Source organism: Flavobacterium sp. LC2016-01, assembly GCF_009711135.1.
Taxonomy (GTDB): domain Bacteria; phylum Bacteroidota; class Bacteroidia; order Flavobacteriales; family Flavobacteriaceae; genus Flavobacterium.
The window spans coordinates 219852-232303 of record NZ_WMIC01000006.1 but is presented as its reverse complement, the minus strand read 5'-3'; the positions used below and the strand labels follow the sequence as shown (position 1 = coordinate 232303).

At 32.9% G+C, this 12452-nt stretch carries 8 protein-coding genes; all 8 read right to left on the bottom strand.

Going from position 1 to position 12452, the window contains the following annotated elements; genetic code table 11:
- Nucleotides 1–150 precede the first annotated feature (150 nt).
- The gene (locus tag GKZ88_RS14050) at nucleotides 151–2178 is read right to left on the bottom strand and encodes a hypothetical protein (protein WP_155102987.1); all 2028 of its coding nucleotides are present in this window, start codon (nucleotides 2176–2178) and stop codon (nucleotides 151–153) included.
- Between the two features lie 129 nt (nucleotides 2179–2307).
- Nucleotides 2308–3054, bottom strand: a complete 747-nt coding sequence (gene fabG / locus GKZ88_RS14045) for a 3-oxoacyl-[acyl-carrier-protein] reductase (protein ID WP_073481292.1) — start codon at nucleotides 3052–3054, stop codon at nucleotides 2308–2310.
- 166 nt (nucleotides 3055–3220) lie between these two features.
- Nucleotides 3221–3496 (bottom strand): hypothetical protein, encoded by a 276-nt coding sequence (locus GKZ88_RS14040; protein WP_155102986.1) that lies wholly within the window; start codon nucleotides 3494–3496, stop codon nucleotides 3221–3223.
- Nucleotides 3497–3630: 134 nt separating this feature from the next.
- Nucleotides 3631–4971 carry a DUF4302 domain-containing protein gene (locus GKZ88_RS14035; protein ID WP_347343880.1) on the bottom strand — a complete coding sequence of 447 codons (1341 nt, stop codon included), beginning with the start codon at nucleotides 4969–4971 and terminating at the stop codon, nucleotides 3631–3633.
- A gap of 16 nt (nucleotides 4972–4987) precedes the next feature.
- Nucleotides 4988–5848: a substrate import-associated zinc metallohydrolase lipoprotein gene (locus tag GKZ88_RS14030; RefSeq protein WP_155102984.1), complete on the bottom strand. Its 861-nt coding sequence runs from the start codon at nucleotides 5846–5848 to the stop codon at nucleotides 4988–4990.
- A 15-nt stretch (nucleotides 5849–5863) separates the two neighbouring features.
- Complete coding sequence (locus GKZ88_RS14025; RefSeq protein WP_155102983.1) at nucleotides 5864–7342, bottom strand: RagB/SusD family nutrient uptake outer membrane protein; 1479 nt, start codon at nucleotides 7340–7342, stop codon at nucleotides 5864–5866.
- Nucleotides 7343–7353: 11 nt separating this feature from the next.
- Entirely contained in the window at nucleotides 7354–11082 is a 3729-nt protein-coding gene (locus GKZ88_RS14020; protein WP_155102982.1) for a SusC/RagA family TonB-linked outer membrane protein, read from the bottom strand.
- A gap of 255 nt (nucleotides 11083–11337) precedes the next feature.
- Entirely contained in the window at nucleotides 11338–12450 is a 1113-nt protein-coding gene (locus GKZ88_RS14015; RefSeq protein ID WP_155102981.1) for a FecR family protein, read from the bottom strand.
- Nucleotides 12451–12452 lie beyond the last annotated feature (2 nt).

Genomic DNA, 12452 nt, shown 5'->3' with positions numbered 1-12452 from the left:
GCTAATAGCATTTGTCTCTGAAAATGAAAAAAAACAAAAAATTACTATCAAAATTGCCACAATAGAAAAGAATTTAACTTTCATAATTTTATACTTTTAATTTACAACCATAAGATTACAAAATGCTAGAAGAAATTCAATTATATTTCATCACAACAATCCGTTATATTTTCTAACAAACCATTCAGTAGTCAATAAAGCAGCGATTAAGATCAACAACCAAACCCAATCAATTATTGGAGTTTTTGTTGAAACGTTTTTTTCGATTGATTTGTATTCTTTGTTTTCTAAAAGTGTATTGATCAAATCATCGGCTTGATTTTCAAAGAAAGCTTTACCGTTTGTTTGTAGTGCCAATTGCTTTAATTTTAAAACGTCAGGATTTACGAATTGTTTTTCAATATCAAAATCTAAAATCTCAAAATGACTTGAATACGAAGTATTTGAATTTAATTCTTTTACCGTAAAATTATATTTTCCGGCTGTTAATCCGTCTAGATTTACAGAATACGAATTGTTTCCTTTTAATAAATCGTAGTTTTTATTTTGTTTCGTTTCTAAATTTGTTACTGAAATTGTTAATCGCGCCTTTTCGTCAAATTCGTAGTTTTTATTAAAATATTGCGCATTGATCACCAATTCATCTCCAGAATTGTAAAAACTTTCATGTGTTACAACCAAAGATTTTTTTGAAGCCGAAGTCGCTAAAAACTGAATTATCTTATCTATAAAAACATCATATTTTTCAAACGACTGATTGTCAATATGACTTTGCAAACGCCATTTCCAGCTGTTTTCTCCTAAAAGAAAAGCGGTTCTTTTTCCTTGATTTTCGGCGAAAGCCAATAAAGGCGCATTTGTAGAAACATTTCTAATTCTTGAAGAAAGCAGAACAGAAACATTTCCGTTAGTTGTTATCGTTCCGAATGCATTTTGTAATGGAGGGAAATTTTCGAAACCTATATTATCAATTGCAAACAGATTAAACTGAGATTGAAATTCAGACAAATAATCCTCAACTTGTCCACTCATTTTAAAAATCAGATTGTTTTGTTGCTGATTTAAAAAATTGAAATCGGTATTGTTTCCTGTGATGATGAAGATATTTCTTCCTGCATTTTTATTGTTGTCAAAAACAGCTTTGAAAGATGCATTTGGTTGATACAAAACCAAAACAGAAGCTTCTTGCAACTGATTGATATCATTTGGTTTAACCAAAATTACTTTACGTTGCGCATTAACTTCAATTGAACGTTTTAAAGCCGCAATATCTGGATGATTTATAGCCGAAACAATTGCAATTGTAGATTTTTGATCAATTATTTCAACAGCAAAATTCTTGATATTATTATAGCTGTTTTTCTCTTTTGCATTTGAAGAAACACTAGCTCTAAAAATCTGCAATCCAACTTTATCTGCTGGCAAAAGCAAATTCAACGAAGCTGTTTTTTTCGATGGTGAAAAGGAAACTTTCTCTTTTGCAACAACTGAATTTCCTTGTGAAATTGTAAAATCAGCAGTTGTGGCTTTTTCACCAGAATATTGCAGAAAAATTTCGACAGGAAATTTATTTTTATGAAAAGCGTATTTATTTACGTTAAGCTGATTGATTTTTAAATCAAAAAAAGTAGTTGTATCTCCCACAACCAAAGGATAAACTTTATTGACAGGATCGAATCGATATACATAATCATTTCCTGTAGTCTGATTTCCGTCCGTAATTATAACAGTTGGAAAAGTCAGGTTTTTATTAATGCTTTTTAGATTTTTGGCAACTTCATCAAGATTAGTTTGTTTTCCTTTAAAATCAAATTTATCAGAAGACTTAAAATCGGCATCAAATTGATAAGACTGAATATCAAATTTCTCTTTAAGAGCAGGATTTGAAATCAGTTTTTGATATAGTTCAACTGCTTTTTTATCTGATTTTAAAGCTTCAATCGAGCTTGAATTATCGACAGCAATTGCTAATGGTGTTTTGGTGATTTCAAGCGAACTTTTAGAAATTATTGGATTTATCAATAAAACCAATAATCCAAAAATGGCCAGAAAACGTAAAAAAGCCAAAAACCAAATCAGATTTGATTTGTTTTTGGCTTTAAAAAAATATTGAAAATACGACAAACCACCAGCTATTACTAAAGAAAGCAATAATAATAAAATCGAGTTTGTAGTCATATATATTTAGTGTTCAGTAATCAGTTTTTAGTGATCAGAATTTAAAAATCGAATTATAACAAACGTGTTCTTTTTATTATTTTTCAGATTGAATTTACTGAATACTCAAAAACTGAACACTGCAAACTATTAAGTAAGCATTCCTCCGCAAACGTTAAGCACTTGTCCTGTAACGTAAGCACTCATATCTGAAGCTAAGAAAAGACAAGCATTTGCTACATCTTCAGTAGTTCCACCACGTTTCAACGGAATTCCGTCTCTCCATCCTTTTACGACATCTTCAGGTAATTTTGCAGTCATTTCAGTTTCGATGAAACCAGGAGCGATAGCGTTGCAACGAATATTACGAGAACCTAATTCAAGCGCTACAGATTTTGTAAAACCAATTGCACCCGCTTTTGAAGCTGCATAGTTTGTTTGACCAGCGTTTCCAGAAACACCAACAACTGAACTAATGTTGATGATAGAACCAGCGCGTTGTTTCAAAAATGTTTTTTGAATCGCTTTAGTCATATTGAAAACAGATTTCAAGTTAACATCAATAACTTGGTCAAAATCAGCTTCAGACATACGCATTAATAAGTTATCTTTTGTAATTCCGGCGTTGTTGATCAAAATATCAACAGTTCCAAAATCAGCTAAAACAGCATCAACAAAAGTTTGTGCTTCATTAAAATCGGCAGCATTAGATTGATAACCTTTTGCTTTAACTCCTAAACTATTCAATTCAGCTTCAAGAGCTTCTGCAGATGCAGCAGATGAACTATATGTAAATGCTACGTTTGCACCATGTTTAGCAAAAACTTCTGCAATTCCTTTTCCAATTCCGCGGCTAGCGCCCGTAATGATTGCTACTTTTCCTTCTAGTAATTTCATATTAAGGTATTCGTTTTTATTTTTTGAACTACAAATATAGATTATTTGGGCGTTTAATAAAATTTGGATTGCAAAAAATGGCATATAATCTTCCTAAACAAGAAAAAAAGCAACTCCAAAACAGGAGTTGCTTTTCGCTCAAAAAAATAAAAACAAAAGTATAAATTTAGATGTGATTTTGTTTCGTTATAAAATACGCGATTCCTAACATTACTGCCATAATAAGCATTCTATAAATGGCCGATTGAAATTTTACTGTTCCATTTTCTTTGTCTTCTTTTCTCTGTTTTCTAAGATCAAAAATCATTATTGGAAGAATTACAAGAATAGATGCGTACAAATAATATCTAGTGTACTGCGGATATGATTCTGAAAATGTCACTAATACTAATCCCCAGAAAAAGAAAATAGTGATTACTGGTGTTATAATTTTTCTCATCATAATTTTGAATATTTTAATTACTAATTTATATTCGAAATTCTTACATAAAAACTATGTTACTTCTTTGTTTTAGAGAAAAAAAGCAACTCACAAAATGAGCTGCTTTTCCCCAAAATTAAAAACAAAACTAAAAATTAATTAAGCTTCCAAGTCGTCATTCTAAACGGACTTGATGAACTCGTAAACGTATAAACAGTATTGCTATAAACTAATCTGAAATTTTCTTTTTTCACATAAATTCCGTTAGGATCCATAAGATATTTATCAAAACTTGCAAGGAAAGCCGGTGTGGCTACAGTCGTATTTCCGTTCCATGATTTATGTTTCAGAATTATTTTCTTACCAGCGGCATCCTCTTGAATAGTTACATGATGCTGCAACGGTGATCTTCCTACGAAAGTGTAATAAATAAAGGTTCCAATGGCATGATTACTATATATTTCAACCGAAGCAATACTTTGCCCTGCTGGTAAGGATGCATTAATTTTTTCCAATTCCGCATAAAACAATGGTGAATTAGTCTGTGCTTCTACAGTATAGTCATCAGTAAAGAATCCAAACCAAGCAACTGGCTGTCCAGGAAGCATTATTTTATAATCATCTGTAAGAACTAAGGGTTTGTCTGTATATTTTATAACAGCAGTTACCCCATTTGTTCCTGTTGCTGTAAAACTTCCATCCGTACTGTTGTATATGAAATTCGTCAATTTCTGTCCTCCTACTTCAACCGCAGGACTCACTACGATTCCGGTTGGTGTGTATCCAACTCCCATATTGTAACTCACAGTATAACCACTTTCTATAGAGTTTGATTCTGCAAAACGAGTTACTGCACTAAATGAAAAATCAAATTTATGAATTGCTTTACCATCGTTTGTTTCAAGCAGTCTAAAAAGTGGTCTGTCATCTCCTCCAACAACATTTTGCTCCATTATAATATTTTTAGGAAGATCTGTCCAGTCATTAGCCGTTGCTTTTACAAAACGTAATTCCTCTCCACTTCTATTTGTTCTAAAAATGATTTCACCATTTTCCTGTCCATAATATAAAAACTGAAAATCTCCTAAATACCCTTTTGCTCTTAAAGCAGGAATCGGGTAATTGTCTGACTCTGACAAAAGATGAATTCTATTTCTGGTAGTAAAAACTACACTGACCGTGCTTCCTAACTGAACTTCGTACTCGCTTTTATAAACGTTAGTATCGCTATCAAAATCTGAAGCCATTTGTACCGTTCCGTCTTTGGCAAATTTGAACAAATGTGTATATCCGCCTAAAACAGTATTATCTGTAAAATAAACTGCTTTCCAACCAAATTCTGAAGAAAGCAACAAATTATTTAATTCACTTTTTTGAGCATTTAATCGCTCTGTTGGCGTTTGATCAAAATTTTGTTCCGCATCTGTATTATTGCTACAGCTGCTCAAGTACAACACCAAAAGCGTTGCAAATAAGTACTTAAATATATCTTTCATTTTCATAATACTTTTTTTAATTATTTATTACAGCTGTTGTATTTTTTTCGGCTTCATCTCTCAAAGCATAAAAATCCATATTGAAAGCTTCTTTAAAATATTTCACTACGATTGCTTCTTTTGCTTTTAAGGCTGCAAGAGCAGTTGGGCTTTTAATGCCAGCTAAAAATGAAGCATATTCCGCTTTTGAATAGATTAATATCATTGAAGCAGTTTCAGCAAAATCCTCGTTGATGTTTGATCTTGCATAACTTGTGATAAATCCAAGCTCATTGGATTCCGGTATCTCATAATTATACCAATCTGCCGTATAACCACCAGGCGTTAAAAGTTTCCATGCTTTTTCGTCAAAAGGTTTATTTTGATTTAAAATATGGATGTACTCGTGCTGAATGGTATGTATAAACTCCGAAACGTTTGCTCGATTTGATTTATCAATATAATCAGTTTCAAACAAGGTAACACGCTGTCCGCCTTCTGCCAAACCTAAAGTTCTTGTACCTACACTATTTAAATTCACCCCTCCTACTAAAACAATTTCTCTTGGCGCTATTTTCTTTACGAAATCAGGACCTCCGATTGTTGCATAACTTTTAAGCCAGATTGTCTGTACAATTTCCAGCGCAGGCTGTACTTTATCAACTGTTGGAGGAAATAAATAACGACTGTTATCAACTGTATTTTGATTCCACTTATATTGTACATTAATATTATAAGGCTTCACATAAGCATTTGTGATCCAATTATCTAAAGTTGTTTTTGCTGGTTGTGTATAGTCTAACTGACTTTCTCCTGGCATTTCGTCATTACCACATGAAATTAGAGTGATCGAAACTAGTGCTAAAACCGCAATTTTATTATATTTTAATAATTTCATAATTTTAATTTTTAGTTATCTAGGATTTAGTTCAACGCCAGTGTTTGATGCATGCAATGGAATTTGCAATGCTCTGCGGTTATCATCTTTTGCTAATGTATTAACCGGCTTATTTGCCGTTTCATGCTTCACAACAATGTTAAAACGCTTAATATCAAACCATCTTAATCCTTCATGTATAAAATCTCTTCTTCTTGTTTCTGCAATCGCTTTTATATAAGAAGTCTGTACCGCTGTCATTGGATAGAATGGTGTGTATTCATCTGCAATAACCGGGAATTTTGCTACCACTTTTGCTTCTGTAACTTTATCTGTTGTACTATTATACGTTGGTGTTCTTGTAGCTAAAAAATATTCCAGTTCTTCATTCGCTATAGCAGTCTGACCTTTCATAACGTGTGCTTCGATTCGGTTTAAGAAAAACTCATCATTACTTAGTAAAACTTCAGCAACATATGGATCTCCAATTCCAGCAGTTACATTAGAATATTTAAAGTACTCATAGAACTTTGGAACAAATAAAGTAATACTGCTGTTTGACGAATAAAGGTTATAGTAATATGCTTTCCCAAAAAGGTTTGTCGTTCCACCAAAAACATCTGTTTGACGTGTTCCGGACAAGTTAAAACGATTTAAATAATATGCTCTGCTCACAATTGTATTAGCAGAAACTATTAATAAATTAGTTTCAATATTACTGGCTCCATATTTTAATTGCTGATCTTCAACACCTATAGATTCGTAAGAGGAATAATCTCTTAATTTGCCTACTGGCTTTGTTGCAAAATCGTTAGACAATTCAAGAACTCTGTCCCAATTTCCTTTCACTAAATAAAATCTGCTTGCAAAAGCTTTTGACGCATTAATATTAAAGTGAAATTTAGGCTCTTTGTAATCGTTTGTTACCAATTTCAAACCTTCTTCTAAGTCTTTTTCTATAAAACTAAAAACTTCAGCAACCGTATTTCTTTTGTATTTAGTCAATAATTCAGTTTCCGGTTTTGTTACATACGGAATTCCTAGATCTGAAGCTGCTGTTGCAGGATTATAACGTTTTGACCAAAGTGAAACTAACATAAAATGAGAATAAGCTCTTGCTACAAGTGCTTCTCCTTTTTGCGGATTAAGGCTTGCAGGATTTCCTAATTGGTCAATTGCTTCCAAAGCCTTATTGGCGTGCGCAATGGCATTATAACAAGCATCCCAATAGTAGGCCTGTGTATCAATATCCGTTGTTTCGGTTTGAATTAACCAATTATAGTTTTGCTCGTTTTTTTGTAATGTTTCTGGCAATCCGCTATCAAAAACGTTGTCAGACATTGTTTCAGCAATCTCGAAATAACTCATTTTTGGGTACGCTTCTACTAACAACTCTGATATTTTTGCAGGCGTATCAATTTCGGTTCTGTTATCTGGCTTTTCTGAAAGGAAATCATCACAGCTAGAAATACATATAAGTATTAACAGGGATAATGCTATTTTTAAGTTTTTCATGATTTTGAATATTATAATGAAAGGTTTAAAGTAAATGTGTATTGAGAGGTTACTGGTAAAGCAACTCCTCCAGAATTACGAAATTCAGGATCCTGACCGTTTAATCTTTTATCAGAATAAATTAGCCATGGATTAACCGCTGATCCTTTTAAAGTAAATGTACTTACTCCTATTTTTTTCTTGAAATCACTAGGAAATTCCCAACTTAATGATATGTTTTTTAATCTTACAAAATCACCGTCTGCAATACGAACATCTGAATAATTATAGGTGTTGTATGCTTTTGCAAGGTTTCTCGCTCCATCATAATTAGCATTTAAACGTCTGTCTGCGATAACTGGAACATCAGTGAAATTTTCATCGCCCGGATTGATCCAGCGGTTTGTGAAATCTTTTGTGAATACCGTTAAATCATCATAAGTACTGTCGTAAATTGGATTTAAACGAACTTTGTTTCCTCCTGATCCAACAAAAAACACATATAAAGACCAGTTTTTGTACGTGAATGTATTGGCTAAACCAATAGATTTATTTGGCTCAATTGATCCTTCATATTTTAAATATTTCGTCACATTTAAATTATCCTGAAAATTAGCTTCTGTAATATTATTCACAGCTCCGTCTTGTAAAATGAACGTTGGAAGACCTTGATTGTTTAAGCCTGTAAATTGATAAGAGTACAATGAATTTCTTGGATGTCCTAATGTATTTCCTCCATTTGCATCAATCAAATCAAATGCAGTTGGCGTATTTTCCAATCTTGTAATTTCCTGATTATAAACTGAAAAATTCATCGTTGTAGACCATTTGAAATCTCTGTTATCAAAGTTTTTAGTTGTAAAAGCAACCTCTAAACCTTTTGTTTCCATATCAGCATTATTTCCTTGTCTGATTCTTTGACCTCCAATTCCGGAAGTAATTACGTAATCAACTAAGTCAAATGCTTTACGACGATAGACATCAGTAGTGAACTGCACTCTGTTATTGAACATTCCCAGATCAACTCCAATGTTCGTTTCGAATTGCTTTTCCCAAGTTAAATCTCCGTTTTGTAATTCGTCAATTCTAATTCCTGTTTCTCTGTCATCAAGATTAAAACGATCTGTTACATAACTTTTGTAAATAGCCAAAGAGTTTGTTGCAGGTCCCGCTGTAGCTGTTAAACCGTAAGAAGCTCTTAATGCTAAAGTATTTACTGATTCAACATTTTTCATAAATTTTTCTTCAGCAACATTCCATTTTCCACTAAAAGTATAAGTTGGCAGCCATCTTGATGAATCACTATTTCCTTGTCTGTTTGACCCATCATAACGTCCTGTAACAGAAGCCGTATAACGACGATCATAAGTATATCCTACTTTCCCGAAGAAACCAACTGTTCTTTCTTTTTCTTCATTGAATCCATAATAAGAATCTCCTCCATTGATAATTTTTTCAATTAATCTTGGATCAGTAAAGGCCGTTAAACCTCTGTCGTATTGTAAACCTGCAGCTGTAAAATTATCGCTAGATCGATCTACGACTCTCATTTCAGTTCCAAATAAACCTTCAACCTCATGTTTTTCGTTAAAAATATTTCTATAATTGATACTGTTTCTTAAGTTATAAGAAGTCATATCATTTGTAAATTTTCTTAAGAAACCTCCATTTGGTAAAACAGAAACTTTAGGAGCGTTTAAGTCATTCGGGTCCTGATATAAAAAAATATTATCATTTCTTACCAATGTATTTACCCCGTCTTCACCTTCTGGCGTACCCGCTTTATAAGCGCCTACAACATTTGAGCCTTCTAAAATTTTATGCTCACGACTTGTATTGGCATAACGCGCAGAACCTGTTAAGTTATAATTCAAATGCTTAGATATTTTATAATCTAAATCCAATTGAAAACGAATATCCTTAACCTCAATTTCCATATAATTGTTGGCCAATTCGTTCACAATATTCATTTTTGCCCAGTTATTTCTATAGTATTCCAGATTACCATTTTCATCGTAAGGACGCAAAGTTCTGCTTGTATTTAATACATAGTTGAATGGATTGATATCAAAATCACGTGTTACTTTTCCAAAAACAACATCTTTTTCGCTTTCATAACTTCCAGGCGCACCCTGATCACGAATAGAAGCTAACGTAGATAAGGTAATATTCAATTTATCATTTATAAAAAATGTACCTTTTAGGTTACTTGATATTTGTTTTACATCATCAGCAATAGTCCATCCTGGATCTGTATAGTAGCCTAACGAAGCATAGAACGTATTGTTTTTTCCTCCGCCAGAAAAACTCAAAGAGTGGTTTTGTGTAATAGATGGTCTAAATAAAACCTCGAACCAGTCTGTATTTGCTAATTCATATTTCTTTAAGAAATTATTACGGCTAACAGGATCATTATTCACTAAATAAGTTCCAGTTTCAGGATTATAAGTATTTATTGCTCTTCCTAAAATGTTGTATGCTCCTCCATATCTTCCATTTACAGTTGAAGGCAAATCAAGATAGCCTTTCGCTTCCATTTCCTTAAAAATACTCATAGACTCCTGAGAATTCAAAATATCATACTGGCTGTAGTTTGGAACCGTTCTGACAGTTTGTTCTAAACCGTATGTTATTTTTAATGGAGAATCTCTACGACCTCCCTTGGTAGTTACAACTACAACCCCATTTAACGATCTTGAACCATAAATTGACGTAGCCGATGCATCTTTAAGAATTTCGATATTTTGAATGTCGTTTGCGTTTAAACCTGCTACAGATGAACTTAATAATGTCGATGAATTTCCAGAAGCTAAATCTGCAAACGACATATTGATGATATCTTCCTGAACAACACCGTCAATTACCCATAAAGGTTTTGTATCTCCAAAAATAGAAGAAGATCCACGAACGGTAATTTTAGGAGCTGTACCAAAGGTACCTGTAACATTCTGCACGGTTACCCCGGCAGCTTTTCCTTCGATCATTCGGCTTACGTCAACTACACCATCAACTTTTAATTCGGCACCAGAAATTTTACTAATTGCCCCCGTAAAAGTTCTTTTAGAAGTTTTTTCATAACCTGTTGTTACCACAACTTCTTTTAAATTTTGACCCAATTCAGTCAAAACAATAGTTGGCGAAGTATTTGAAGTGTCAATTTCTTTAGTCTCCATTCCTACATAAGAAATCACTAAAGTTGTACTATTTGCAGGCATTTCTATAGAGAAATTCCCATCAAAATCAGTCAAAACTGCAATTTTAGTTCCTTTTGCCATTACTGTTGCACCAGGAAGCGGACTTCCTGTAACATCTGTTACTTTTCCTTTAATAATTGGACCTGCAGTAAAAATATTTAATAAGGCATCATGATTTGCTGTCGCAGAAAAAGGATCTGCTACTGCATTTTTTTGCAAAACAATCTGATTGCTTACTTCAGAAAAAGTGATATTAAAAGGCGCTAGGATTCGGTTAAGAATACTAGCCAAAGTTTCTTGATTTGCCTCAATACTAACTTTTTGGTTTAATTGAGGTAATCTTGAATTATAAGAAAATTTTACTTGTGCTGACTTTTCAATTTTAGATAATGCGTTGTCTAAAGTTAAATTTTCAACTGTAATTGTAACTTTAGTATCTAATTTTTTCTGCCCATTTACACTGTTTGCCATTGTAACACTTGAAAATATAAGTGCTAAGACAAACTGAAATAGTGTTATTTTCATGATTCGATGGAGTAATCGTTGTTTACCAACTGGTTTTTTCATAATTTTGGTTTGTTTTGATTAATACTGATTCGCGTGTATTTTAAGAAACGAACTGAATTGCTCTTTACAGAGAGAAATTCAATCTAATAAGTGTCGATAATGTTACAGCATTTCGGCACTTTTTTTATGCATTTTTATTTTACATAGGCTTATACTATTAGTTTGGTTTTGGTTAATTTTTAGCTTTGGTTTTTTAGTTTTATTTTAAGAATGAAAGTCAAAAACACTTTATAATTACAGTTATAAAATATTGAATTAATTACACCCTTCAGATGTTATAATAACCTGATTTCCATTCATTTCAAAATTGGTTTCGGCACTGATACTTTTACAGACAATTTTTAATTTTTCAGGCAAAGGCTGATCACTGAGCGAAGTGGTCAAATGGCAGTCTTTTAATTTATTTTTAGGATAATCGATCTTAACCTGATACGCCTGTTCAATCGTTTCGAAGATTTGAGAGACCGGAATATCGCTAAACTCAAAACTTAACTGCTCAATATTCCCCACGCTCTGTACTAATGCTTTGTCCTTAGTAATATTTGTGATTTTATTGAATTTTAAATCGCTTCTGAAAAAACGAAGTGCCTGATTAGGAAGAAGTATCACTTCCTGATGATCTGATTTCGAAACCAGATCATTTGACTTTACCTTAACTTTACCGGTGCGAACAAGAACTTCAACATCAGGCTGATCAGAATAAGCTTTAACTCTAAAACTAGTCCCAACTACCTTTGTAACAATCTCATTAGCGTAAACGAAAAAAGGCTTTTTAGGATTTTTACTAATTTCAAAGAAACCTTCGCCGGATAAATACACCTTTCTTTCGTTCCCGGTAAAGATTTTAGGGTAACTTAATTTACTATTTGGCTGTAATAAAACAGAACTGCCGTCTGACAGTGTAATAATTTGCGGATTGCTGGAATTGTTTGTCTGTTCAACCAATCCTTCACTATTTTCAGCTATCAGTTCTTTATAGGTAACAATATTATCAGCGGGATAATAATTTTTATAATACCAGACTGACAGCAGGCAAAAAAACAAACTTGCTGCAATTCCAGTAAAAAAGTAGTTTTTGAAAAACTTTGTGCCGGCATTTTTACCAAAAAGAATTTGATTTTCCTTTTCTTCTATTTTACGCCAAGTATTTTGAAGTGCTTTGTGAATATCAGATTTCGATAAATTCGATTCTGGAACTTTCATTGCTAAAAGCAAATGTCTCGCATCCTGAACAAGTTTTGCACGATGACGGCTCTCTAAAGTCCACTCTTCCCAGCCGTCTTGATCAGCTTTAAGCAAAACCCATGACTGGAATGATTCGTCAGACAAGAAGTCTTCAATTTGAGTATATGTGTTACGTTTTTGCATCT

Bases quoted from the DNA above. Each gene is read 5' to 3' on its own strand.
- fabG (WP_073481292.1), bottom strand. From the start codon at position 3,054: ATGAAATTACTAGAAGGAAAAGTAGCAATCATTACGGGCGCTAGCCGC.
- GKZ88_RS14020 (WP_155102982.1), bottom strand. From the start codon at position 11,082: ATGAAAAAACCAGTTGGTAAACAACGATTACTCCATCGAATCATGAAA.
- GKZ88_RS14030 (WP_155102984.1), bottom strand. From the start codon at position 5,848: ATGAAATTATTAAAATATAATAAAATTGCGGTTTTAGCACTAGTTTCG.
- GKZ88_RS14040 (WP_155102986.1), bottom strand. From the start codon at position 3,496: ATGATGAGAAAAATTATAACACCAGTAATCACTATTTTCTTTTTCTGG.
- GKZ88_RS14015 (WP_155102981.1), bottom strand. From the start codon at position 12,450: ATGCAAAAACGTAACACATATACTCAAATTGAAGACTTCTTGTCTGAC.
- GKZ88_RS14035 (WP_347343880.1), bottom strand. From the start codon at position 4,971: ATGAAAGATATATTTAAGTACTTATTTGCAACGCTTTTGGTGTTGTAC.
- GKZ88_RS14050 (WP_155102987.1), bottom strand. From the start codon at position 2,178: ATGACTACAAACTCGATTTTATTATTATTGCTTTCTTTAGTAATAGCT.
- GKZ88_RS14025 (WP_155102983.1), bottom strand. From the start codon at position 7,342: ATGAAAAACTTAAAAATAGCATTATCCCTGTTAATACTTATATGTATT.